This window comes from Mesorhizobium sp. Ca11, from assembly GCF_020165275.1.
Lineage (GTDB): Bacteria > Pseudomonadota > Alphaproteobacteria > Rhizobiales > Rhizobiaceae > Mesorhizobium.
The window spans coordinates 469,453-493,169 of record NZ_JAIUHU010000001.1; the positions used below are offsets into that span (position 1 = coordinate 469,453).

Consider the following 23,717-nt stretch of genomic DNA (forward strand, 5'->3'; position numbering starts at 1 on the left):
GCGCCTCAAAATTCAATTCCCTGCTGCGCCTTCACGCCGGCGGAGAAATGGTGCTTGGTCAGCCCCATTTCGGTGACGAGGTCGGCTGCCTCGACAAGCAGCGGCTTGGCGTTGCGGCCGGTGACGATCACATGCAGGTCGCCCCGGCGCGCCTTCAGCGCCGCGACCACCTTTTCCAGATCGAGATAATCGTAGCGCAGCGCGATGTTGAGCTCGTCGAGCACCACGAGGCTCATCGAGGGATCGGCCATCAGCTCCAACGCCTTGGCCCAGGCAGCTTCGGCGGCGGCGATGTCGCGCTTCAGGTCCTGCGTCTCCCAGGTAAAACCCTCGCCCATCGCATGCCACACGACTCGGTCGCCGAAGGCCGCGAAAGCATCCTTCTCGCCGGTATGCCATTTGCCTTTGATGAACTGCACGACGCCGACGCGCTTGCCATAGCCTAGTATTCTTAACGCCAGGCCGAAGGCAGCCGTGGTTTTGCCCTTGCCCGGCCCGGTGTTGACGATCAGCAGCCCCTTTTCAACCGTCTTGCCGGCCACTTCGGCATCCTGCACCGCCTTGCGCTTGGCCATCTTGGCGCGGTGGCGCTCGGCGTCCTTGTCGTCAATGGTCTTGTCTTCGATTTCGGCCATGTCACTTCACCTTGAGTGGCAATCCCGCCACCATCATGAGAACGCTGTCGGCAGCGGCCGCCACCTGCTGGTTGAGCCGGCCCGCGGCGTCGCGAAACCGGCGCGCCAGCGCGTTGTCAGGCACGATGCCGAGCCCGACTTCGTTGGAGACCACGAACCACGGCCCGCGCGGCCGCGACAGAGCATCCTTGAGCCGCCGGCATTCGGCCTCGACGTCATGTTCGGCCAGCATGTGGTTGGTGAGCCATAATGTCAGGCAATCGATCAGCACAGGTTGGTGGGTCGGCAAAGCCTCGATGGCGCCCACGAGATCGAGCGGCGCATCGACGGTGACCCAGCCTTCGCCGCGCCGCGACCGATGCAGCGCGATGCGCTCGCGCATCTCGTCGTCATAGGCCTGCGCGGTGGCGATGTAGGTCCAGGGCGACGGGTTAGCGGTCGTCAGGCCCTCGGCATGCGAGCTCTTGCCCGAACGGGCACCGCCCAGGATGAAGGTCAGCTTCCCATCGGAAGCTCTATTGCCGCTCGCGGCTGTCGCGCCGGTCATTCCTGCCTTCCAGGTTGGAATCGTGTCGCGGCCCAGAGGCCGACGGTGCGCGAACCTTAGGCAGAAGCGCAACCACCGGCAAACCCAATTCCGCCACCGCCCGGCGCGATTGCGGCACGACTTGCGGTGCTACGAGCCGGCAATCCGCGCCGCGACCAGCTGCTGCAGCCGCCACAAATGCGTATCGTGGATGCCGCGCTGCTCGAGATTCTTCACAGTGTTGTAGAGATAGTCGGCGCCCGAGCCCCAATGGCCGCAGGAGGTCGCCAGCCTTTCGACAACCGCTTCCTCGCTTAATGGACCGGCATAGGTGGTGCCCTGGCGGTTGATGACGAAGGCCAGCGCCCGCAGCGGGCCGCCATCGCTCGTCATATCGAGTAGGCGCGGATGATAGCTGGTCGGCTTCAGTGTCACCTCTCGCCGCAGGATCTTGTCGAGTTGCTCGCGCCTGTCGCCGTCGCCGAGCCGAAAGGCGACGCCCTTGCATTGTCCGCCACGGTCAAGCGCCATCATCAGGCCCGGACTTTCCTTGGTGCCGCGCCAACGCGTCATGTTCATGCAAAAGGATCTGTGCCAGCCGCGCAGCAGCGCCACACGCTCCTCGACATGCTCGATCTCGGGCTTCCAGATCAGAGAGCCGTAGCCAAACAGCCAGAGCGGTTCGTTGGCCAGGAGTTGAGCCTCCAGCTCACGCGTCATCGCCGCATAGTCGCTGTCATCCAGATGCGCCGCATCGGGATCCGGTCCCGCATCCTCGACCGCGCGGAAGCAGCGAGCGACCAGTTCCTCGGTAAGCGACATGGTTCTTGGCAGCATGCGCGCGACCTTAAGGTTCCTGCGCGAACGAAACTATGCGGCCGCCTCGCGGTTGACAACTCCTTGGCCCGGGTGTCGGCTGCTGGCAGCCACGGAGTAGCCGATGCAGCCCGATCCGAGCGAGCGCGCCCCCTACAACGGCCTGACCACCCTCCAGCCGACCTTGCCGTCCGCCGCCTATTGGGACGCCGACGAGTATCGGCACGATCTGGAGGCGATCTGGTATCGAAACTGGCTGATGGTCTGCCGCGAGGCCGATATCGCCGAGCCCCTCTCCTTCCGAACGTTCCGCATCGGCAGCCAGGAGATGGTCGTGCTGCGTGACGAGACTGGCGCCTTGCGCGCCTTCCACAACACCTGCCGGCATCGCGGCTCGCAGCTTTGCCAGGAGAGCGCCGGGCGGCTGAAAGCCAGGCTGCTCACCTGCCCCTATCACGCCTGGTCCTATTCGCTGGGCGGCGATCTCGTGCGCGTGCCGTCGAAATCGCTGCCCGAGGGCTTCGACAAGGCCGATTATCCGCTCTACCGCGTGGCGCTCTCGGTGTGGCGCGGTTTCGTCTTCATCAACCTCGCCGAGCATCCCGACGGCTCGGCGGAAAGCGCCTTTGACCGCGCCTCCGGCGATCTTTCCAACTGGCCGCTGGAAGGCCTCGTCACCGGCCACCGACTCACCAAAGTGATGAACTGCAATTGGAAGGTCTTCTGGGAGAACTTCAACGAATGCCTGCACTGCCCGGGCGTGCATAAGGATTTGTCGCGACTGGTGCCGATCTACGGGCGCGGGCTGATGGCCAGGCATGACGATCCCGAATGGGCGCGCCACGCCGACAATGACGCGCCGGAATTCTCCGGCCGGCTGCGCGCCGGCGCCGAAACCTGGTCGAAAGACGGCCATGTCCATGGCCCGGTCTTTTCCGGCCTGACGCCGGCCGAACGCGCCGCCGGCCAGACCTACGCCACCTCGCTGCCGTCGATGTTCATCGTCGGCCATATCGATTACATGCGCACCGTGCGGCTCGCACCGCTCGGCCCCGAGCAGACCGAGCTCACTGCCGAATGGCTGTTCGCGCCGGAAGCGTTGGCTGAGACCGATGTCGACAACATCGTCGCCTTCGGCACCCAGGTGCTCGAAGAAGACGCCGCGATCTGCGAGATCAACCAGAAGGGGCTCCGCTCGATGCGTCATCAAGCCGGCGTGCTGATGCCGGAAGAATACGACCTGCACCGCTTCCACGATTGGGTGCGCGGCCGTCACGCGGCCTTTAGAACGCCTTCGGCAGGTAGCGCCAGGTGACGAAGCCGCAGAAGGCGGCCAGGATGCCGAGCGTGACGAACACCGAGCCCAGCCCGAAGAAGGCGAGCACCACCGAATAGACGAGCGGCGGCGTCAGCTCGGAGAAATCGAGATAGGTGCGGTAGACCGCCGCCATCTGCGCCTTCTCGTAAGCGCGTACTGAGCGCAAGAAGGCGGTCGAGCCGAGCGCGTCGAGCGCGATGGTGAAGAGCGCGCCGCAGAGCAGCAGCGCGCCCGTGAGCAACGGCGCCGCCTCGCCGATTCCGCCCGCGGCAAACAGCATGGCCGACATGGCGAAATAGGCGAAAGTCATGACCTTGCGCCCGCCAAAGCGCTTGCCGGCCCTGCCCCAGAAGATCGCCGCGAACAGGAGCGCGTTGCCGGCCGAAACCAGCAAGCCGCCGGCGAGCTCGCCCTGGCCGGTAATCACCATGAACAGCGGGCCGTAGACGAAGAACGTCGTCCAGAAACAGGAGCGGCCGAAGGCGATCAGCCAGGCAAGCCTGAGCCTTGGCTGTTTCACGAAGCGGCCGATATTGGCAAGTGGATTGGCGGGCCGCGACTTGCCGGGCCGGATCGACTGGTTATCGCTCAGCCGGTAGAACCAGAACAGGCAAAGCAGCGCGAACGCAAACACGACGACCGCGCCATGCGCGGCATAGATGCCGAAATGGGTGTAGAGGAAGATGCCGAGCGTCGGCCCGCCGGTCCAGGCGAACATCGACCACGCCATGCGCAGCGATTCTGCCTGCATGAAGTCGGTCTTGCGTATGTGATCCATGATGTAGAGGTTGAGCGTGATCGACAGCGCGCTCGCCCCCATGACGCGGCACAGCATGCCGGCAATCTGGCCGGGCAGCGAGTGGGTGATGAAGAAGGCGGAGCCGAGCGCCAGCAGCACGCAGCCGGCCGTGTAGACCCAGCGCCGCGCGAAGCGGCGAATGAGCACCGGCATGAACAGCGTGACCGAGAGGCCCATCAGGGACACGATCGTGTAGAGGACCGAGACGATCCGCTCATTGTGCAGGATCTCGTAGGCCTGGATCGGGATCACGCTGGAGATCGTGGCGCGGGCGAAGGATTCAACCGCATAGAGTGAGGCGAAGGTGCGCGCGTCCGCCGGCCGCAGGGCCGGAAGCCAGATCGGATGGCGCACATGGGTGGACATCGGCCCTCCGAAACGTGAATCCCGCGCCCGAATCTGGCCGGGCCAGCTGCCGGCCAGTAGCAGGAAACCGACTCCGAGGGGCCGAAAAGCGAAGCCTGCCAAAGGCTTTCCAGCTCTGGCCTAAAGCGAAATTTCATGGCTGCCATGAACCGCATTGATGGCCGCCTGCTTCTGTCGTCCACTTGAACCGTGATAGTCGTTTGGCAGGACTGAATCGGATCGAGATGATGAGCCTTCAAACGACGAGCGGCCCTGTTCAGGACGCGCCAAAGCACGGCCGCATCCAGGCCATCGACATCCTGCGCGGCATCGCGCTGATCGCGATGGCGAGCTACCACTTCACCTGGGACCTCGAAAACTTCGGCTACACCGCGCCCGCCCTCACCGCCTTCGGCTGGTGGAAATTCTACGCGCGCTGCATTGCCTCGACTTTCCTGTTTCTGGTCGGCGTCAGCCTCTTCCTCGCCCACGGCCGTCAGATCCGCTGGCCAGGCTTCTGGAGGCGCTTTGCCATGGTCGCCGTGGCGGCGATCGCCATTTCGACGGTGACTTATTTCGTTACCCCCGATGGTTTCATCTTCTTCGGCATCCTGCATGAGATTGCGCTGGCGAGCTTGCTCGGCCTCGCCTTTCTCAGGCTGCCCTGGCTGCTGACAGTGATCATTGCCGCGGCGGTCATTGCCGCCCCTTACTATCTGCGGTCGGAGTTCTTCGACCATCCGGCGCTGTGGTGGGTGGGCCTTTCCGCCACCAACCCGCGTTCCAACGACTACGTGCCGCTCTTCCCGTGGTTCGGCGCGGTGCTTGCGGGCATCGCCACGGTGAAGCTCGCTTCCGCATCGGGCTTGCTCGCCCGTCTGGGAAGGTGGCTGCCCGGCCGCTGGTCTAAGCCGCTGACCTTCATCGGCCGGCACAGCCTCGCCTTTTACCTCATCCACCAGCCGCTTCTGTTCGGCTCGGTGTGGCTGTTCTCGCAGGTCATGCCGGCAGTCCCTCAGGATCGGGAAGCCGGCTTCCTGCCGGCTTGCCAGGCGCAGTGCGAACAACAGCGGGACAGCAAGTTCTGTACGAGCTATTGTGGCTGCATGCTGGACACGCTGAAGGGCGAAGGGTCGCTCGACAAGCTCTACGCCAACGATCAGTCCAGCGTCTGGAAATCGCATCTGGCCGACATGGCGGAGACCTGCACCGCCGCGACGCAGGACCAGATGGAGGGAGGGCAGCAATGACGGGCATCACAAAGCCCAGACACGGGATCATTCCCTGGCCGCCGGTGATCTATGTCGTGGCGATTGCGGCGAGCATCGTCCTCGGCATGCTCTACCCGCTGCCCTGGATCGGCGACATCTTCGGCGATCTCATGTTCGGCGTCGGCTGGGTGACGCTATTCGGCGTCGCCATGCTCTGGATTACGGCCATCCGCGCCATGATGCGAGCGAAAACGACATTCGACCCCAATGCCGAGCCCGATCACCTGGTGACGTCAGGCCCCTTCGGCGTCACCCGCAACCCGATGTATCTCGCCAACACGCTGCTGCTGATCGGCGTCGCCCTCATCACCGGCATCGCCTGGTTCCTGCTCTTCGCCTTCCTGGCCGCCTTCGCCACGCAGAAGCTGGCGATCGAGAAGGAGGAAAAGATCCTGGCGGAGAAGTTCGGCAAGAAATACCGCGATTATGCAAAAAGGGTGCGGCGCTGGATTTGAGGCAGCGTCAGCAATGAAGATTGCTGGATGCAAGCAGGTCGCACACGTCCGCGACTGGTAAAAGCGACCGAGACGTCGTCATTCCAGGGCGGAGCAAGGAGCGAAGCGAGGCGCGCAGACCCTGGAATCCATTCCGTGACATTGACGCGTCGCCGCGGCGCAGAATTCTGCTCCGCCGCATGCCTCGGCGAAGGTAACGGAATGGATCCTCGGGTCTCCGCGCGTCGCTTCGCTCCCGCTCCGCCCGTGGATGACGAACTTCGGGAGGCTCCGGCTCATCTCGAACGTTCGCCCCAGTTGGTCTTCGTCTGTCAGCGGGCTACGTATTCACACCCAGCTCGGCCAGCCGCTCCACGCAGGACTCTTCGGCCTGGTCCAACTCGGCCAGCGTCTCTTCCAGGTCGCGCCGCTTCTGGCGCAGGTCCTCGCGCTTCTCCTCGATGCGCTTGATCATCAGCTTGAGCTGGCCGACCTCGCCGGGCGGCTCCTTGTACATCTGAATGATCTCGCGGATTTCGTTGATCGAGAAGCCGAGCCTTTTTCCCCGCATGATCTGGCGGATGAGATGCCGGTCCGACGGCCGAAACAGCCGCGTGCGGCCGCGCCTTACCGGCTGCACCAGCCCCTCGTCCTCGTAAAAACGCAATGTCCGCGTCGACACGTCGAACTCGCGCGTCAGCTCGGTGATCGTGTAATATTCCCGCATTCCCGCTCCCAAGCCCGGGCATCGCGCTTGAAGCGTCGCCCTTCCCTCCGATGATACCCATCCAGCGCCGGAATCGGCACGTGACCCCGCGGCAACCCTCGCACGGCACTTACGTAAAAGTCAATTAACGGCGCTTCATTGCTTTAGCGAATGCTGAACCACCAGGTAGCCAAGCCAAGGAAAGCAAAGAAGCCGACGACATCGGTGACGGTGGTGACGAAGACGGCGGAGGCCACGGCCGGATCGATCTTGAAACGGTCAAGCAGCAGGGGAATGAGAATCCCTGCCAAGGCGGCCGCGAACATGTTGATGATCATCGCCGCCGCGATGATGCCGCCCAGATTGGGATCGCGGAACCAGAAACCGGCGACCATGCCGATAAGCACGGCAAACACCACACCGTTGATGAAACCGACACCGACCTCGCGGCGGATGATGCGGGCGGCGTTGTAGATGTCGAGGTCCCTGGTCGCCAGCGCGCGCACGGTGACGGTCATGGTCTGCGAGCCGGCATTGCCGCCCATGCCGGCGACGATCGGCATCAGCACCGCCAGCGCCACCACATGCTCGATGGTGCGGTCGAACAGGCCGATGACCGAGGCGGCGAGGAAGGCGGTCACAAGGTTGACCAGCAGCCAGGGCACGCGCGAGCGCGAGGTGGCGAGCACCGTGTCGGACAATTCCTCGTCGCCGACGCCGCCCATGCGCAAAAGGTCCTCTTCCGCCTCTTCCTGGATGACGTCGACCACGTCGTCGATGGTCAGCACACCGACCAGCCGCCCGTTCTCGTCGACCACGGCGGCGGAGAGCAAATTGTACTGCTCGAACTCGCGTGCCGCCTCTTCCTGATCCATGGTGGCCGAGATCGCATGCAGTGTCTCATGCATGACGTCCTCGACCTTGACCGCGCGCTTGTTGCGCAGGATCTGGTCGAGATCGATGGCGCCGAGCAGCTTGAAGCTCGGGTCGATGACGAAGATCTGGCTGAAGCGCTCGGGCAGGTTCTTGTCCTCGCGCATGTAGTCGATGGTCTGGCCGATCGTCCAGAACGGCGGCACGGCGACGAACTCGGTCTGCATGCGCCGGCCGGCGGTCTCTTCTGGATAGTCAAGCGCGCGCCTGAGCCTGATGCGCTCGGTGAAAGGCAGTTGCGACAGGATCTCGTCCTGGTCTTCCTTCTCAAGGTCCTCGAGGATGTAGACGGCGTCGTCGGAATCGAGCTCCTGCACCGCCTGCGCGATCTGCGCGTTGGGCAGATTGTCGACGATGTCGAGGCGGATCGCCTCGTCGACTTCGGTCAGCGCCGAGAAGTCGAAATCGGAGCCGAGCAGTTCGACCAAAGCCCGGCGCTGTTCGGGATGAAGCGCCTCCAGCACGTGGCCGAGCTCCGACTGGTGCAGGTCATCGACCTCGCGCTTGAGGGTGATCGTGTCGCGGTCGGCGATCGCCGCGCCGATCTGGGCAAGGAAGGAGGCGCGAACAGCGCCGTCCTCGCCATAGATGTCGGCGTGGCGCTCCTCGGCGGGCGCGGCGCCGGTCGTCTGTCTGTCCTGGCCTTCCACCAGCGCCTCCCGCAACGAGGAATCCCCAAACGAGGTCTAGTGCATGATCCCGAAAAGGGGAAACCGCTTTTCGGGAAATCCAAACCCTGTGCGGCAGATAGCGCGGCAATAGGATTCGTCTTGGAAAGATGTCGCTCTAGCGCGTGGAATAGCCAAGGAAATGTGACGGTCGCCTCCGCCTCGCAACCTCCCGGAAGCAGCGTGGAGCGCGGCCCGCAGGTGTGGCAATGGCTTCAGCCGGCGCGACAGCGCATGTCGCTGGGGAAAGAGCACCCCTTCCCCATTGAGGCAGAATTGTCATGATGCATGATCCAGCGGGATCTGCGCATCGCCAATGCTCCGAGGACAAACGCTGCCCTTGAACATCAAGTCTGGAAAGACGAGCGAAGGAAATGCCGAGCGGCGCGTTCGCGTGGTCGTCGCCGAACGCAATCCTTTCGTCGTATCGGCGTTGCGCGAGATGCTGGAATGCGACGGTCGTTTCGATTTGCTCGGTGTCGTGCACAGCGGCGCGCAATTCCTGGAACTGGCCGCCGCCACGCAATTCGATGTCGCCGTCGTCGGCTGGAAGCTGGCCGACATGGACGGCGCCGATGTGCTTACGGAAGTCCAGAGCCGCGAGCTTGGCGTTCGCATCGCGATCTTTTCCAACGACCACGACATCGGCATCCTGAAGCAATGCGTGCGCCTGGGCGCTCAAGGGTACTGCTTCCAGTTCGACGATCCGCCGGTCATCTTCGAGACGATCCTGGCGGTCGCCCACGGGCGCATCTGCATTCCCTATATCGATATCAACAAGGTCAACGACACACCGTTGTCCAGGCTCACCGTGCGCGAGCGCGAGTTGCTGGCGGTGCTTTCCGACGGCTGGACCAATTTGCAGATCGCGACGCGGACCGGGATTTCCGAGAACACGGTGAAGTATCACTTGAAGAATCTCTACGACAAGCTGGACGTCCGCAACCGCGCCATGGCCGTCGCGCTCTATTCGAGCGAAAAACGCCGCACTTCCAAATCGCCTATCGGGTAGGCCAACCGGGTAGGATCATCCCACCCTCAAGGGCAAACAACTTACCCGGCAAGGTGTTGTTGCAAGGCCTCATCGAAACGAAACTGCCTCCAGTATCCCAACGATCGGAGGAGTTTCGCGCATGGCTGGGTTTACCCATCTCTTTATCCCAGGACCCACCAACATTCCGGAACAGGTCCGGCAAGCCATGAACCTGCCGATGGAGGATATGCGCGCCTCCTCCTTCCCCAACCTGACGCTACCGCTGTTCGAGGACATCAAAAAGGTCTTCAAGAACGACACCGGCCGCGTCTTCATCTACCCCTCCTCGGGCACCGGCGCCTGGGAAGCGGCGATGACCAATGTGCTCAGCCCCGGCGACAAGGTGCTGATGTCGCGCTTCGGCCAATTCTCGCATCTGTGGGTCGACATGGCCGAGCGGCTCGGCTTCGATGTCGATGTCATCGATTGCGAGTGGGGCACTGGCGTCCCGCTCGAGCTCTATGCCGAGAAGCTTCGGGCCGACAAGGCGCACCGCATCAAGGCTGTCTTTTGCACCCAGAACGAGACCGCGACCGGCGTCACCAGCGACGTCGCCGGCTGCCGCGCCGCGCTCGACGCGGCGAACCATCCTGCCCTTCTCTTCGTCGACGGCGTTTCCTCGATCGGCTCGATCGACTTCCGCCAGGAGGAATGGGGCGTCGACTGCGCTGTCAGCGGTTCGCAGAAAGGCTTCATGCTGCCGGCCGGCCTCGGCTTCCTGTCGGTCAGCAAGAAGGCGCTTGCCGCTTCGCGGGTGGCGACACACCGGCACTGCTACTTTTCCTTCGAGGACATGATCCGCGCCAATGACGCGGGCTATTTCCCCTATACGCCGGCCACCCAGTTGCTGCGCGGCCTGCGCGCCTCGCTCGACCTGATTGCCGAGGAAGGGTTGGAGAACATCTTCGCCCGCCACCATCGCCTGGCCGAGGGCGTGCGCAAGGCCGTCGACGCCTGGGGCCTGAAGCTCTGCGCCAAGACACCGCAATGGCACTCCGACACGGTCAGCGCCATCCTGGTGCCGGAAGGCATCGACAGCGCCAATGTCGTCAAGCGCGCCTACCAGCAATACAACACCTCCCTCGGCGGCGGCTTGAACAAGGTGTTCGGAAAAGTCTTCCGCATCGGCCATCTCGGCTGGCTGAACGAGGTTATGGTCTGCGCCTCGCTGTCGGCCGCCGAAATGGCGCTGCTCGATTGCGGCGTGCGCCTGGCGCCCGGCTCGGGCGTGGCGGCGGCGATCGAGCATTTCCGCCGCACAGCCGACGTGCCGGTCGCCAGAGCGGCGTGAGGAGCGCATCATGAGCCACACCATCAACCATCTGAAGAAGCTGAGGCTGCAGCGCAGCGAACTCGCGGTTCCGGGCTCCAGCCCGGAGATGATCGACAAGGCGGCCAACAGCGCCGCCGACTTCGTCTTCCTCGACATCGAGGACGCGGTGGCGCCGCCCGACAAGGAGCGCGCCCGCAAGAATATCATCCAGGCACTGAACGACATCGACTGGCGCGCCAAGGGCAAGACCGTCTCGGTGCGCATCAACGGCCTCGACACGCATTACATGTACCGCGACGTCGTCGACGTCATGGAGCAGGCCGGCGACCGGCTGGACACGATCCTGGTGCCGAAGGTCGGCGTGCCGGCCGACCTATATATGGTCGAGGCCATGGTCAATCAGATCGAGATGGCCAAGGGTTTCAAGACACGCGTCGGCCTCGAGGCGTTGATCGAGACGGCGCTGGGCATGGCCAATGTCGAGGCGATCGCCGCCACGCCGGGCCGGCTGGAAGCCATGCATTTCGGCGTCGCCGATTATGCCGCGTCCAACAAGGCGCGCACCGTCAACATCGGCGGCCTCAATCCCGACTATCCCGGCGACCAGTGGCATTTCGCCCTGTCGCGCATGACGGTCGCCTGCCGCGCCTATGGCCTGCGCGCCATCGACGGGCCGTTCGGCGATTTCTCCGACCCGGAAGGCTACAACGCGGCCGCCAGGCGCGCCGCGGCCCTTGGCATTGAAGGCAAGTGGGCGATCCACCCTTCGCAGATCGCCCTGGCCAACGATGTGTTCTCGCCGCCGGAGAAAGAAGTCACGCGGGCCAGGCGTATCCTCGAAGTGCTGAAGGAAGCCGAGGCGCTCGGCAAGGGCGCGGCGGCGCTCGACGGCAAGATGATCGACGCGGCGTCGGAGCGCATGGCGCGCAACGTGCTGGTGGTGAGCGAGGCGATCGAGCGCGCCGGCCAGTCGCATGGCGCGGCGCACTAAAAAATTACTGGGAGGACATGATGGACATCCACGAATACCAGGCCAAGGAACTGCTTGCCCGCCACGGCGTGCATGTGCCGCGCGGCGGCCTCGCCTACAGCCCCGAACAGGCGACCTACCGTGCCCGGGAGATCGGCGGCGCCAAATGGGTGCTGAAGGCGCAGGTTCACTCCGGCGCGCGCGGCAAGGCCGGCGGGATAAAACTCTGCTCGAACGACGAGGAGATCTCCAACGCGGCAGAAGCCATGCTCGGGCGCAAGCTGGTGACCCAGCAGACCGGCCCGCGCGGCAAGCTGATCTCGCGCCTCTATCTCGAGGAGGCCGTCGACATCGCGCAGGAGCTCTATCTCGGCTTCGTCCTCGACCGCAAGGAAGAGCGCGTCATGATCGTGGCGTCGGCCGCCGGCGGCATGGAGATCGAGGACATCTCCGAAAAGAAGCCGGACTCCATCATCCGCGCCACCGTCGATCCGGGCGTCGGCATGCAAGGCTTCCAAGCGCGCGAGATCGCCTTCGGACTGGGCCTCGAGAGCAACCTGATCGGCAAGGCGACCGAAACCATCCTCGGCTGCTACCAGGTGTTCCGCGACTACGACGCCTCGATGCTGGAAATCAATCCGCTGGTGGTGACGCGCGACGGCAGCCTGGTCGCGCTCGACGCCAAGATGTCGTTCGACGAGAACGCGCTGTTTCGCCGCCCGGAAATTTCCGAGCTGCGCGACAAGAGCCAGGAAGATCCGCGCGAGACTTTCGCCAGCGACCGCGGCCTCTCCTATGTCGGGCTCGAAGGCAATATCGGCTGCATCATCAACGGCGCCGGCCTGGCCATGGCGACGATGGACATGATCAAGATCGCCGGCGGCGAGCCGGCCAATTTCCTCGATATCGGCGGTGGCGCCTCGCCGGAGCGGGTGGCGAAATCCTTCCGCGCCGTGCTCGGCGATAAGAATGTCGAGACAATCCTGGTCAACATCTTCGCCGGCATCAACCGCTGCGACTGGGTGGCGGAAGGCGTCATCAAGGCGATCCGCGAGGTCGGTGTCGACGTGCCGTTGGTGGTGCGCCTATCCGGCACCAAGGTCGAGGAAGGACGCAAGATCCTGGCCGATTCCGGCGAGAAGGTGATCGTCGCCGACACGCTGGCCGAAGCCGCCGAAAAGGCCGTCGCCGCCTGGCGCGAAGCCGCCAAGAACAAAAAAGCAGCCTGAGGGAGGTCGAGAAATGGCAATCCTGCTCAACCGCAGCACGCGCGTCATCGTGCAAGGTTTTACCGGCAAGATCGGCAGCTTCCATGCCGACGACATGAAGCGCTATGGAACCAAGCTGGTCGGCGGCGTCACCCCCGGCAAGGGCGGCCAGACGCATCTCGGCCTGCCCGTCTTCAACACTGTCAAGGGCGCCGTGCGCGAAACCCGCGCCGAGGCGAGCATCGTTTTCGTGCCGCCTCCCTTCGCCGCCGATTCGATCATGGAAGCCGCCGACGCCGGCATCAAGCTTTGCGTCTGCATCACCGACGGCATCCCCTCGCAGGACATGATGCAGGTCAAGCGCTACATGCGCCGCTACCGCTTCGAGGACCGCATGCGCCTCGTCGGCCCGAACTGCGCCGGCGTCATCACGCCCGGACAGGCGCTGATGGGCATCATGCCGGGCAGCATCTATCTGCCCGGACGCGTCGGCATCGTCGGCCGTTCCGGCACGCTGGGCTACGAGGCCGCCTCGCAGATGAAGGCGCTGGGCATCGGCGTGTCGACCAGCGTCGGCATCGGCGGCGATCCGATCAACGGCTCGTCCTTCAAGGACATCCTGCAGCTCTTCGAGCGCGACGACGACACCGACGCCGTGGTGATGATCGGCGAGATCGGCGGCCCGCAGGAAGCCGAAGCCGCGATCTGGGCGCGCGACAATATGAGGAAGCCGCTGATCGCCTACATCGCCGGCCTCTCAGCCCCGAAGGGCCGCCGCATGGGCCATGCTGGCGCGATCATCTCCGCCTTCGGCGAGTCGGCGCAGGAAAAGGTCGAGATCCTCAAGGAAGCGGGCGTCGTCATCGTGCCGACCCCCGCCTCCTTCGGCGAGGTGGTGGCCGATACGCTGGCGCGGACGAAGAAGGCGGCTTGACGGCCGACCAGGCGAGAATCGCGACAGGATGTGAAGCCTGTTCCGGGCCGGCCTCCTCGATGGTCGTCGGCCCGTGCCTCGGCGCTGCCCTATGAAGGGCAATCCCAGGAAACGTGCGCTGCGGCCGTCCGGGATTGCCTGAAAACAACTGCTTAGCAGCGCGGCGGCAAATCGGCTGACGATCGGGAAAGCGGCTTTGGAACAGAGCAAACCCATCAAGTTTCGTGAGGACGAGCGCAGCCTGCTGTTACGCCTGCTGCTTCAGGTCGCAAGCGCGCGTGAGCCCGAGATCGCCGCGGTCCTGAACGGACGCAGGTCACTCGTCTCGCTGGCCCCGGAGCAGCGCATCCCGGCGCTCCAGGCGAGCGGCGTGTGGTTCCAGTTGCTGACCATTGTCGACGAGTTGCTTGCCATGCGGGCGCGGCGCGAGCTCGAGCAAGGTGCGGGCGCCGACGAAGTGCCTGGGTCGTTCGCCAGCGTGATTGCCGAGATGGCGGCGAACGGCCACTCGGCGGCGGAAGCCCAGGCGGCGCTCGACGAACTTTGCGTCGGCCCGACCATGACCGCGCATCCGACGGAGGCCAAACGCGTCACCGTGCTGGAGATCCACCGCCGCATCTATCGCAAGCTGACCGAGCTCGATCAGCCGCGCTGGGCGCCGCGCGAACGCGATCTCCTGGTCGCCGACTTGGAAAGCGAGATCGAGCTTTTGTGGATGACCGGCGAGTTGCGGCTGGAGCGGCCGACGGTCGAGCGCGAGATCGCCTGGGGACTGCATTTCTTCCGCGAAGTCATCTTCGAGGCAACGCCGCAGCTCTATGGCAAGCTTCAGAGCGCCTGCGAGCGCCACTATCCGGGCGAGCCGATCCGAATTCCTTCCTTCATGCGCTATGCCTCCTGGATCGGTGGCGACCGCGACGGTAATCCGAACGTGACGGCTGCGGTCACGGCCCATGCCATGGCCGAATACCGCAACACCGCCATAGGCTGGTATCTGGCGCAGGTGCAGCGGCTGGTGACGGTGCTCAGCGCCAGTTCGAACGTCATCGACCTGCCGGCCGGCTTCAGGCCGGTGCTGCAAACAGCGCTGGATAAGAGTGGAGAGGCGCAAGAGATAGCCGCCCGCAACCCTGACGAACCGCTGCGCCAGTTCGCTTCGGCCCTGCTGGCCCGGCTGGTCGCCACGCGTGACGGCGGCAAGGCGGCCTACCCCTCGGCGGAGGCGTTTCGCGCCGATCTCAACGCTCTCTCATCAGTCCTCGAAGCGATCGGCGGCCGCGCGGTCGCCAGGCGTTTCATCCAGCCGCTCGTTTGGCAGTTCGGAAGCTTTGGCTTCCGCACGGTCTCGCTCGACATCCGGCAGAACTCCACAGTCGTCAATCGGGTGCTGGCCGAGCTGTTTGCGCTGATAGACGCCGCCGATCCGATCGCCGCCGGCACGCCGCAATGGTCGGCGCGCATTCGCGCGGCCCTCAGCCAGGGCGAGCGGCTGGAGATCGACGAAGGACGGCTCTCGCCGGAAGCCGCCGAGCTGCTTTCGACATTCTCGGTTATCGCCAAGCAGATCTCGGGCTCCGATGCCGATGCGGTCGGCTCTTTCGTGCTCAGCATGACCCGCTCGGCCGACGATCTGCTCGCGGTCTACCTGCTGGCGCAATATTGCAGGCTCTCCACCGCGCCCGGCGGCGACGGCACGATCAGGCTGCGGATCGTGCCGTTGTTCGAGACCATCGCCGACCTGCAGGCAGCCCCTGCCATCCTGAACGAACTGCTCGGCGTCTCGCTGGTGCGGCGGACGGTGCGCGATTTCGGCGCGCGCCAGGAAATCATGCTTGGCTATTCGGACTCCAACAAGGATGGCGGATTCCTCGCTTCCAATTGGGAACTGGCAAAGGCGCAGAAGCGCCTCGCCGCCATCGGCCGCAAGCACAAGGTCAGGATCGGTTTCTTTCACGGCCGCGGCGGCTCCGTCAGCCGGGGCGGCGCGCCGACCGGCCGGGCCATCGCGGCGCAGCCGCAGGGCACCGTCGCCGGATCCATGCGGGTGACCGAGCAGGGCGAGGTCGTGTCGTCGAAATTCGCCAATCGCGGCACCGGCCTCAACCAGCTTGAGGTTCTCGCCGCCGCCGTGCTGGCGCACGGGATCCGATCGCCCGGCGATGCCGGGCCGAAGGAATCGCCGGAGTTCGACGAAGCGCTGGAAGCGCTGGCCGGCATGTCGCAGGCGTCTTATGCCAGGTTGATGGCCGAGCCGGGCTTCCTCGATTATTTCAACCAGGCGAGCCCGGTCGCCGAACTGGCGCTCTTGAAAATGGGCTCACGGCCGGATCGTCGTTTCGGCGCCAGCGGCATTGCCGATCTGCGCGCCATTCCGTGGGTGTTCGCGTGGAGCCAGAACCGACATCTCTTGACCGGCTGGTACGGCATCGGCAGCGCGCTGAGCGCGTTCGTCACAGTACGCGGCGAAGCCGGGCGCGAGCTTCTGACCCGCATGTTCGAGCACTCGCGCTTTTTCCGCCTGATCGTCGACGAGGCCGAAAAGACGCTCTACCAGTCCGACATGGAGATCGCACGGCTCTATGCCGACCTGGTGTCCGACAGCGATGCGGCGGTAAGAATCCACGCCCGCATCGCCGCCGAATACGAGCTGACTCGGCGCCTGATCGGCGACCTTACGGGAGGCGACCTTTCCGCGCGCTTCCCGATGTTCAAAAGGCGTTTCGACAATCTGCGCCGGCAGATGGACGATATCCACCGGCTGCAGGTCAATCTGCTGCGCGAAGTTCGGGCAGGCACAGGCGCAGATCAAAGGCGGGCGACCGACGCCCTGCTCGTCTCGATCAACTGCATCTCGGCCGGTCTGGGGTGGACGGGATAGGCTCGGTTTGCCCGTTGCCGGAATTGCCTCGCGTCAAGCATCAGCGGCGGTGTGGTCTCATTGCCCGCCGCCGCTTCACTTTGGTTCAGGAAACAGCCGGCAGCGACGAGAACGATCGCTCGCCGATGCCAAATTCGACAGGCTTTTGGGGAGAATGGTGCGGTCGAGAAGACTCGAACTTCCACGGGTTGCCCCACAGCGACCTCAACGCTGCGCGTCTACCAATTCCGCCACGACCGCACGTGGTAGGAGCCGGAACCGTCCGGCCCGGGGCCTGTAGCAAATCGTTTCCGGCGAAACAAGTGCGCCGAGCGGAATATTCGCGAATGCGTATCGCCCACAGGTGCGCAGAGATTTTGGGAGGACGACGTGCATCAGGCAAAGCGGCTGGCACAAGCCTCCGCGGCTCGGCTTCACACTGGCAGAACTGGACGTTTTGGCCGATTGCCGCCATATGAGAGGAGCATCGAGAAAGTTCCATGACAGAACGTAGCCAGATCGCCACGTCGTTCCTTCCCCTGCCTGGTTCGGCGCCTGTGGAATGGGTGATCGAACCTGGCCTCACCTCTTATCCGGACGCGCTGGCTTTCATGGAGGCGCGCGCCGAGGCGATCCGCAGCGGTGCTGCCGGCGAGATGGTCTGGCTGGTCGAGCATCCGCCGCTCTACACCGCCGGCACCAGCGCGCGAATTGAAGACCTGATCGATTCCGACCGCTTTCCGGTCTTTGCCGCCGGGCGCGGCGGCGAATATACCTATCACGGTCCTGGCCAGCGCGTGGCCTATGTGATGCTCGACCTGAAGCGCCGGCGCGAGGATGTGCGCGCCTTCGTCGCGGCGCTCGAGCAATGGATCATCGCCACGCTCGCCGCCTTCAACGTGCGCGGCGAGCGGCGCGAGGACCGCGTCGGCGTCTGGGTGGTGCGGCCGGACCGGCTCGCCCTGCCGGACGGCACGCCCGCCGAAGACAAGATCGCGGCCATCGGCATCCGGCTGCGGCGCTGGGTGAGCTTTCACGGCATCGCCATCAATGTCGAGCCGGATCTCGGCCATTTCAGCGGCATCGTGCCCTGCGGCGTCTCGGACCATGGCGTGACCAGCCTCGTCGATCTTGGGCTGCCCGTCACCATGGCCGACCTCGACCTCGCGCTGAAAGCTGCGTTCGAGGATGTGTTCGGACCTGCCGCCGTTCCGGCTGTAGAGCCTGCTCGCAAGGCTAGCTAAGCCGCTCCGCCTAGGTGTGTCGATATTCAGGTCAGGCCGAGTCGAAAATGGCGGGTTCCGAGAACCGCAGCGGAGCGTATTTTGGTCGTGAGCACCGGAAGCGCAGGAAGCCGCCATTTGCAGACCGGCCTCACCTGAATATCGACACACCCTACATGAGCTGCGCCGAAGCCCACAGCATGCCGTAGCCATGGATGGCAAAGACGGCGAGCAGCGCGCCGGCCATGGCCAGCCGGTCGAAGGGCCGGATCGGCTTCAACTCGTGGCGCGGTTTCACGCCGCTGCCCACGGTGATCAGGCTCAGCATCGCGAACACCGCGCCGGCGATCAGCAGGAAGGTCGGCGAGAACCCAGCCCGCCAGCCGAGCGACAGAAGCGCTGAGAGCAGCAGGAAGGACGCCAGCGCAAGTGCGGCCGGGCCTGGGCAGATCTGGCGCAGCACCTGGCCGCCGTCGAATTTCCACACCGGCACGAGGTTGGCGATGTTGAACAGCGACGCGCAGCCGGCAAGCGTGGCCAAAAGCATGGCGGCCAGCCGATGTCCTTCGCCATTGGCGAAGCCGCTGGCGGCGATCAGCACCGGCACCAGGAAGGCGGAGAAGCCGGCGCCCATAAGCGCCACGAAGGCGACCTCGAAGCGGCTGTCATAGGGCCTGCCGCCGATCGCGATGCCGCCAAGCAGCGGAATGAAGATCATCCGCGCGCGGCGATGCCCCGTCAGGCGGAAGGCGGCCATATGGCCAAGCTCGTGCAGGGCGACCACCGAGGTGAGGATCGCCGCCAGCGCCAGGCCGCCAAGATTGAGCCCGAAGAACGGCCACAGGATCAGGGCCGAAAGCACGGCGAAGCCGATCTGGCTCAGCGGATGCTCGAACCAGCCGCCTTTGCGATAAGTGCCCGTCGCCGCCCAGACGTCGAGCTTGCGCAATTCGCGACGCATGGCGAAGAAACGGAAGATCAGGAACGCAACGCCGCGATAGCGGTCGGTCTGGGTGAGCGTCACTCGCACGGCCTCGCCTTCCGGCACAAGTTCGACGGTCTCGCGATAGTTCGCCCAGAATGATGGATCGAGCGCCGTATCCTCGAGGACGGTCATGGAGAAGTAGCTTCCCTCCCTCACATCCTCGAGCCGCGCCTTGCGGTCGATCGGCCGGCCGTCCCGTCCTTCCCAGGAGAGCCGGATCAGCGCCGTCCCCTCGCCGTCCAGCGACTCGGCGGAAAGAATTTCGCCCGACCATCCGGCATCGCTGCCGAACGGCCACAGCGCCTGCCAAAGGCGATTGCGGTCGGCCTTGATCACGCGGCTGACCGTCACCGTGCGCAGTCCGAGCGGCACGGTCATCAAAAGAAAGATCAGTCCGAGATTGCCGGCCACGAGCGTGACCGTGACGATGACCGACACTTGCCTTGGCTCCCTATCTTGAAGGAGCAGCCTAGCGGCGACGCGGCCAAGAAAGGCTTAACAGCGGGCGGGCTCTTGCCCGTCCCGCGGGTGGGCTCTTGCCCGTTCCAGGTGGTCTCCCCCATCCCGACATGGGCGGACTCCTGCCCGCCCCAACGACGGGCGGGCATCTGCCCGTCCCGTACGGCGGCGAAACCGCCTGATCACATGGCGCCGATCCAGATCGCCATGGAAACGAGAAAGGTGCTCATGCAAACCAGTGAAACGACGTCCTGAACAAGATCGCTCATAACTCTCTCCTGTTGTTGCTATGTTCGTAATTTGTTCCAATTTTGTTCGAATGTCAACGACCGTCGGAGGCGTGCCAGATTGATTTCGGGCGATCCGTTTGGGCAGGGTTAAGGAAAGGTTGAGGGCCTTGCTCCGCGGGCACACCGCAGCCGTTTGCGATTAGCCAACACGCCGATGGCTTCGTCATTCTAGGGCGGAGCAAGGAGCGAAGCGACGCGCGCAGACCCTAGAATCCATTCCGTGAGATTGATGCTTCGCTACGGTGCGGAACAAGGCTTCTAAAAGCCCCTCTGCCCCCTCTGCGGCGTCGCATTCTTCGGCAGAGGTAACGGAATGGATCCTAGGGTCTTCGCTCCGCTTCGCGGAGCTTCGCCCTAGGATGACGACATTGGCCTATAGCGGCACGACCTTACCCTCGGCCAACGTCACGCGCCGGTCCATGCGCGAGGCCAGCTCGTGGTTGTGGGTGGCGATCAGCGCCGCGAGGCCCGATTGCCTGACCAGCGCCTCCAGCGCATCGAACACATAGGAGGCGGTGACCGGATCGAGATTGCCGGTCGGCTCGTCGGCCAGCAGCACCAGCGGCGCGTTGGCGACCGCGCGGGCAATGGCGACGCGCTGCTGCTCGCCGCCGGAAAGCTCGGCCGGCCGGTGCTGCGCGCGCTTGCCGATCTGCATGTAGTCGAGGAGCTGCGCCGCGCGCTCGGATGCTTCCTTGCGGCCGAGCCCCTTGATCAGTTGCGGCATCATGATGTTCTCGAGCGCGGAGAACTCCGGCAGCAAATGATGGAACTGATAGACGAACCCGACATCGTTGCGGCGGATCGCAGTGCGCTCCTCGTCCGACAGCCGGCCGCAGGCCCGGCCGGCGAGGATCACGTCGCCGGCGTCGGGCCGCTCCAGCAGGCCGGCCGTGTGCAAAAGCGTCGACTTGCCGGTGCCCGACGGCGCCACCAGCGCCACCATCTCGCCGCGCCTGAGCGAAAAGTCGGCGCCGTTCAAAATGGTGAGCTTGCGCGGCCCCTGGACGTAGTGCCGCTCGACGCCCTTCAACTCGATAATGGCCTCGGCCATCATTCGTACCTCAAGGCTTCGACGGGATCGAGCCGGGCGGCCCGCCAGGCCGGGAACACCGTCGCGAGGAACGACAGGCCAAGCGCCATGATGACGACATAGGTCGTCTCGCGCGGATCCATCTTCGCCGGCAGCTGGCTGAGGAAATAGAGCTCGGGATTGAACAGGATCCTGCCGGTCATCCAGGAGAAGAACTGGCGGATCGATTCGATGTTGAGGCAGATGACGACGCCAAGCAGCACGCCGGCGATCGTCCCGGTGACGCCGATCGCCGCGCCAGTCATCAGGAAGATGCGCAGAATAGCGCCGCGCGAGGCGCCCATCGTGCGCAGGATGGCGATGTCGTGGCCCTTGTCCTTCACCAGCATGATGAGGCCGGAAATGATGTTGAGCGCCGCCACCAGCACGATCAGCGTGAGAATCATGAACATGACGTTGCGCTCGACCTGCAGCGCCGAGAAGAAGGTCTCGTTGCGCTGGCGCCAGTCGACGAGGTCGACCGGCCGCTGCGCCGCCTGCTCGACCAGCGGCTTCAGCACGTCGACATTGTCGGGATTGTCGACATAGATCTCGATGGTCTGGGCTCGCCCGTCCATGTTGAAATAGAGCTGCGCTTCCGAGAACGGCATGTAGACGATCGAGCTGTCATATTCCGACATGCCGACCTCGAAGATTGCCGCCACCTTGTAGCCCTTCATGCGCGGCGTGGTGCCGAGCGGCGTCACATCGCCGTCCGGCGAGATCAGCGTGATGGTGTCGCCGAGCACAAGCCCGAGGCTTTCGGCCATGCGCTTGCCGATCGCCACGCCGTCGCCGGTGTCGAAACCGTCGAGCGTGCCCTGCTTGATGTTGCTGGCGACGATCGAAATCTTGCCGAGGTCCTCGCCGCGGATGCCGCGCACCAGCGCGCCCGTGCCGCCGCCGACATTGCCTTGCGCCAGGACCTGGCCGTCGATCAGCGGGATGGCGTATTTGACGCCCGAAACACCGTTGATGCGGCTCGCCACCTGGGCGTAGTCCTCCAGCGGCGAATCGAGCGGCTGCACGATGAGATGGCCGTTGACGCCGAGAATGCGGGTCAGCAATTCGGCGCGGAAACCGTTCATCACGGCCATGACGACGATCAACGTCGCGACGCCGAGCATGATGCCGAGAAAGGAGATCGAGGCGATGACCGAGATCACCGTCTCCTTGCGGCGCGATCGCAGATAGCGCCACGCCACCATGCGCTCGAAGCCGGAGAAAGCGCCCGCCGCTGACCTGGCCGCTGCCGCCGCCTCGTTCATGCGGCGATACCCAGGCGCTTCTTGGCTTCCCCGACCGGCAGCGTCTCGCGCTCGCCCGACCTGCGGTTCTTGATCTCGACCTCGCCGGCGGCCACGCCGCGCGGGCCGACGATCACCTGCCACGGCAGGCCGATCAGGTCGGCGGTGGCGAATTTGCCGCCGGGACGCTGGTCGGTGTCGTCATAAAGCACGTCCTTGCCCGCCGAAGTCAGAGCCGTATAGAGCTCGTCGCAGACGCGGTCGCATTCGCCGTCGCCGACCTTCATGTTGATCAGGCCGATGTCGAAGGGCGCCACCGCTTCCGGCCAGATGATGCCGTTCTCGTCATGGCTGGCCTCGATGATCGCCGCGACCAGGCGCGACGGACCGATGCCGTAGGAGCCGCCCGAGGCGAAGTGATCCTTGCCGTCGGGGCCGGTCACCTTGGCGTTCATCGGCTTTGAGTATTTCTCGCCGAAGTGGAAGATGTGGCCGACCTCGATGCCGCGCGCCGAGACCTGCTCGCTTGGCGGAACGTTCGCCCAGGCCGCCTCGTCATGCATCTCGTCGGTGGCGGCATAAGGCGTCGTCCACCTCTTCACGATATCGCCGACCTCGGCATCGTTGGAGAAGTTCGTGCCGGCGCCCGGCACGTCGAGCGTCAGATAAGCGCGGTCGCAGAACACCTGGCTCTCACCGGTCTCGGCCAGGATGATGAACTCATGGCTGAGGTCGCCGCCGATCGGACCGGTGTCGGCGCGCATTGGAATGGCCTGCAGGCCCATGCGCGTGAACGTCCTGAGGTAAGAGACGAACATGCGGTTGTAGGCGGCCTTGGCGCCCTCGAAATCGAGGTCGAAGGAATATGCGTCCTTCATCAGGAATTCTCTGCTGCGCATGACGCCGAAGCGCGGACGCACCTCGTCGCGGAACTTCCACTGGATATGGTAGAGGTTGAGCGGCAGGTCCTTGTAGGACTTCACATAGGCGCGAAAAATCTCGGTGACCATCTCTTCGTTGGTCGGCCCGTAGAGCATGTCGCGGTCCTGGCGGTCCTTGATGCGCAGCATCTCCTTGCCGTAGTCGTTGTAACGGCCGCTTTCGCGCCACAGATCCGCCGACTGGATGGTCGGCATCAGGATTTCCAGCGCGCCGGCGCGGTTCTGTTCCTCGCGGATGATCTGGCAGACCTTGTCCAGCACGCGCTTGCCCAATGGCAGCCACGAAAAGCTGCCCTGCCCCTGCTGGCGGATCATGCCGGCGCGCAGCATCAGCCGGTGCGAGACGATCTCGGCCTCGCGGGGATTTTCTTTGAGAATGGGCAGGAAATAGCGCGACAAACGCATGGACTGGTCCGTGAGTGAAAATGGCGGCGCGGGGAATCGGCGCAACCGAGGCTGCTTGCCCGGGCTTCATAGCCATTTCATGGCCGAATGGAAACCCGAGTGCCCCAAAGTATCGAGCCTTCTGCACCTTACCAAAAAGGCGATTTTGGCTGCAAAGTGCCGCAAATGGCGATTTGATCGATTCACAAGCAAGCCCTGCCGCACTATTGTGCAGTGCAGCACGATATTGCCTGTTTCGAGGCAAAATTCTTCGTGACATTTTCACCTGCCTTGGTCTAGTGTGCGCCGATAACCGAGAGGGTGGAGAAAAATCTGCTCTCCTACGCGGTCAAAGTCTTGGGAGGATGCGATCTAGGCGCGGTAACTCGC

The 23,717-nt window shown here is 64.4% G+C and carries 20 protein-coding genes and 1 tRNA gene; 10 read left to right on the forward strand and 11 right to left on the reverse strand.

Annotation, left to right across the window (positions count from 1 at the left end):
- Positions 1-5: 5 nt before the first annotated feature.
- The 3 genes from cobO to LB538_RS02300 form a co-directional block, all read right to left on the reverse strand.
- Positions 6-635, reverse strand: a complete 630-nt coding sequence (cobO, locus tag LB538_RS02290) for a cob(I)yrinic acid a,c-diamide adenosyltransferase (RefSeq protein WP_224522741.1) — start codon at positions 633-635, stop codon at positions 6-8.
- Position 636: 1 nt separating this feature from the next.
- Entirely contained in the window at positions 637-1,182 is a 546-nt protein-coding gene (gene cobU / locus LB538_RS02295; RefSeq protein WP_224522742.1) for a bifunctional adenosylcobinamide kinase/adenosylcobinamide-phosphate guanylyltransferase, read from the reverse strand.
- Between the two features lie 129 nt (positions 1,183-1,311).
- Positions 1,312-1,998, reverse strand: a complete 687-nt coding sequence (locus tag LB538_RS02300) for a gamma-glutamylcyclotransferase (RefSeq protein WP_224522743.1) — start codon at positions 1,996-1,998, stop codon at positions 1,312-1,314.
- 103 nt (positions 1,999-2,101) lie between these two features.
- Between LB538_RS02300 and LB538_RS02305 the strand changes: the two genes are divergently transcribed.
- Positions 2,102-3,292 (forward strand): aromatic ring-hydroxylating oxygenase subunit alpha, encoded by a 1,191-nt coding sequence (locus tag LB538_RS02305; protein ID WP_224522744.1) that lies wholly within the window; start codon positions 2,102-2,104, stop codon positions 3,290-3,292.
- Here the strand turns inward: LB538_RS02305 and LB538_RS02310 are convergent.
- Entirely contained in the window at positions 3,261-4,460 is a 1,200-nt protein-coding gene (locus tag LB538_RS02310) for an MFS transporter (RefSeq protein ID WP_224522745.1), read from the reverse strand. The two genes, LB538_RS02305 and LB538_RS02310, sit on opposite strands and share 32 nt — an antisense overlap.
- A 227-nt stretch (positions 4,461-4,687) precedes the next feature.
- Here LB538_RS02310 and LB538_RS02315 point away from each other — a divergent pair, with 227 nt between their 5' ends.
- Together LB538_RS02315 and LB538_RS02320 are read left to right on the forward strand one after the other, a co-directional pair.
- Positions 4,688-5,689: a DUF1624 domain-containing protein gene (locus tag LB538_RS02315; protein ID WP_224522746.1), complete on the forward strand. Its 1,002-nt coding sequence runs from the start codon at positions 4,688-4,690 to the stop codon at positions 5,687-5,689.
- Positions 5,686-6,165, forward strand: a complete 480-nt coding sequence (locus LB538_RS02320) for a methyltransferase family protein (protein WP_224522747.1) — start codon at positions 5,686-5,688, stop codon at positions 6,163-6,165. The genes LB538_RS02315 and LB538_RS02320 overlap by 4 nt, the downstream gene beginning before the upstream one ends.
- Before the next feature lie 319 nt (positions 6,166-6,484).
- On the opposite strand, the gene LB538_RS02325 is transcribed toward LB538_RS02320, so the two are convergent.
- Complete coding sequence (locus LB538_RS02325; RefSeq protein ID WP_027168973.1) at positions 6,485-6,871, reverse strand: MerR family transcriptional regulator; 387 nt, start codon at positions 6,869-6,871, stop codon at positions 6,485-6,487.
- 143 nt (positions 6,872-7,014) lie between these two features.
- Positions 7,015-8,433, reverse strand: a complete 1,419-nt coding sequence (mgtE, locus tag LB538_RS02330; RefSeq protein ID WP_224522748.1) for a magnesium transporter — start codon at positions 8,431-8,433, stop codon at positions 7,015-7,017.
- A gap of 358 nt (positions 8,434-8,791) precedes the next feature.
- Here mgtE and LB538_RS02335 point away from each other — a divergent pair, with 358 nt between their 5' ends.
- From LB538_RS02335 to LB538_RS02360, 6 genes are all read left to right on the forward strand, one after another.
- Positions 8,792-9,463 (forward strand): response regulator transcription factor, encoded by a 672-nt coding sequence (locus LB538_RS02335; RefSeq protein ID WP_224522749.1) that lies wholly within the window; start codon positions 8,792-8,794, stop codon positions 9,461-9,463.
- Between the two features lie 121 nt (positions 9,464-9,584).
- On the forward strand, positions 9,585-10,775 hold the full coding sequence (locus LB538_RS02340) for an aminotransferase class V-fold PLP-dependent enzyme (RefSeq protein WP_224522750.1): 1,191 nt from the start codon (positions 9,585-9,587) through the stop codon (positions 10,773-10,775).
- Positions 10,776-10,785: 10 nt separating this feature from the next.
- On the forward strand, positions 10,786-11,748 hold the full coding sequence (locus LB538_RS02345; RefSeq protein ID WP_224522751.1) for an HpcH/HpaI aldolase/citrate lyase family protein: 963 nt from the start codon (positions 10,786-10,788) through the stop codon (positions 11,746-11,748).
- Positions 11,749-11,768: 20 nt separating this feature from the next.
- A complete protein-coding gene (locus LB538_RS02350) occupies positions 11,769-12,956 on the forward strand; it encodes a malate--CoA ligase subunit beta (protein WP_140839957.1) in 1,188 nt (395 codons plus the stop codon).
- Positions 12,957-12,969: 13 nt separating this feature from the next.
- The gene (gene sucD / locus LB538_RS02355) at positions 12,970-13,869 is read left to right on the forward strand and encodes a succinate--CoA ligase subunit alpha (RefSeq protein ID WP_095764879.1); all 900 of its coding nucleotides are present in this window, start codon (positions 12,970-12,972) and stop codon (positions 13,867-13,869) included.
- 196 nt (positions 13,870-14,065) lie between these two features.
- Positions 14,066-16,747, forward strand: a complete 2,682-nt coding sequence (locus LB538_RS02360; RefSeq protein WP_224522752.1) for a phosphoenolpyruvate carboxylase — start codon at positions 14,066-14,068, stop codon at positions 16,745-16,747.
- Between the two features lie 155 nt (positions 16,748-16,902).
- Here the strand turns inward: LB538_RS02360 and LB538_RS02365 are convergent.
- Positions 16,903-16,987, reverse strand: a tRNA-Leu gene (locus LB538_RS02365).
- 239 nt (positions 16,988-17,226) lie between these two features.
- Between LB538_RS02365 and lipB the strand changes: the two genes are divergently transcribed.
- Entirely contained in the window at positions 17,227-17,970 is a 744-nt protein-coding gene (gene lipB / locus LB538_RS02370; RefSeq protein WP_224522753.1) for a lipoyl(octanoyl) transferase LipB, read from the forward strand.
- Positions 17,971-18,121: 151 nt separating this feature from the next.
- On the opposite strand, the gene LB538_RS02375 is transcribed toward lipB, so the two are convergent.
- From LB538_RS02375 to proS, 4 genes are all read right to left on the reverse strand, one after another.
- Positions 18,122-19,372, reverse strand: a complete 1,251-nt coding sequence (locus tag LB538_RS02375) for a site-2 protease family protein (RefSeq protein WP_224522754.1) — start codon at positions 19,370-19,372, stop codon at positions 18,122-18,124.
- Between the two features lie 684 nt (positions 19,373-20,056).
- On the reverse strand, positions 20,057-20,740 hold the full coding sequence (locus LB538_RS02380; protein WP_176476897.1) for an ABC transporter ATP-binding protein: 684 nt from the start codon (positions 20,738-20,740) through the stop codon (positions 20,057-20,059).
- Complete coding sequence (locus LB538_RS02385) at positions 20,737-22,023, reverse strand: lipoprotein-releasing ABC transporter permease subunit (RefSeq protein ID WP_224522755.1); 1,287 nt, start codon at positions 22,021-22,023, stop codon at positions 20,737-20,739. The genes LB538_RS02380 and LB538_RS02385 overlap by 4 nt, the downstream gene beginning before the upstream one ends.
- Entirely contained in the window at positions 22,020-23,348 is a 1,329-nt protein-coding gene (gene proS / locus LB538_RS02390) for a proline--tRNA ligase (protein WP_224522756.1), read from the reverse strand. Before proS ends, LB538_RS02385 begins: the two co-directional genes overlap by 4 nt.
- Between the last annotated feature and the right edge of the window lie 369 nt (positions 23,349-23,717).

Coding starts and splice junctions, on each gene's coding strand:
- cobO (WP_224522741.1), bottom strand. CDS start 635: ATGGCCGAAATCGAAGACAAGACCATTGACGACAAGGACGCCGAGCGC.
- cobU (WP_224522742.1), bottom strand. CDS start 1,182: ATGACCGGCGCGACAGCCGCGAGCGGCAATAGAGCTTCCGATGGGAAG.
- LB538_RS02300 (WP_224522743.1), bottom strand. CDS start 1,998: ATGCTGCCAAGAACCATGTCGCTTACCGAGGAACTGGTCGCTCGCTGC.
- LB538_RS02305 (WP_224522744.1), top strand. CDS start 2,102: ATGCAGCCCGATCCGAGCGAGCGCGCCCCCTACAACGGCCTGACCACC.
- LB538_RS02310 (WP_224522745.1), bottom strand. CDS start 4,460: ATGTCCACCCATGTGCGCCATCCGATCTGGCTTCCGGCCCTGCGGCCG.
- LB538_RS02315 (WP_224522746.1), top strand. CDS start 4,688: ATGAGCCTTCAAACGACGAGCGGCCCTGTTCAGGACGCGCCAAAGCAC.
- LB538_RS02320 (WP_224522747.1), top strand. CDS start 5,686: ATGACGGGCATCACAAAGCCCAGACACGGGATCATTCCCTGGCCGCCG.
- LB538_RS02325 (WP_027168973.1), bottom strand. CDS start 6,871: ATGCGGGAATATTACACGATCACCGAGCTGACGCGCGAGTTCGACGTG.
- LB538_RS02340 (WP_224522750.1), top strand. CDS start 9,585: ATGGCTGGGTTTACCCATCTCTTTATCCCAGGACCCACCAACATTCCG.
- LB538_RS02345 (WP_224522751.1), top strand. CDS start 10,786: ATGAGCCACACCATCAACCATCTGAAGAAGCTGAGGCTGCAGCGCAGC.
- LB538_RS02350 (WP_140839957.1), top strand. CDS start 11,769: ATGGACATCCACGAATACCAGGCCAAGGAACTGCTTGCCCGCCACGGC.
- sucD (WP_095764879.1), top strand. CDS start 12,970: ATGGCAATCCTGCTCAACCGCAGCACGCGCGTCATCGTGCAAGGTTTT.
- lipB (WP_224522753.1), top strand. CDS start 17,227: ATGACAGAACGTAGCCAGATCGCCACGTCGTTCCTTCCCCTGCCTGGT.
- LB538_RS02380 (WP_176476897.1), bottom strand. CDS start 20,740: ATGATGGCCGAGGCCATTATCGAGTTGAAGGGCGTCGAGCGGCACTAC.
- LB538_RS02385 (WP_224522755.1), bottom strand. CDS start 22,023: ATGAACGAGGCGGCGGCAGCGGCCAGGTCAGCGGCGGGCGCTTTCTCC.
- proS (WP_224522756.1), bottom strand. CDS start 23,348: ATGCGTTTGTCGCGCTATTTCCTGCCCATTCTCAAAGAAAATCCCCGC.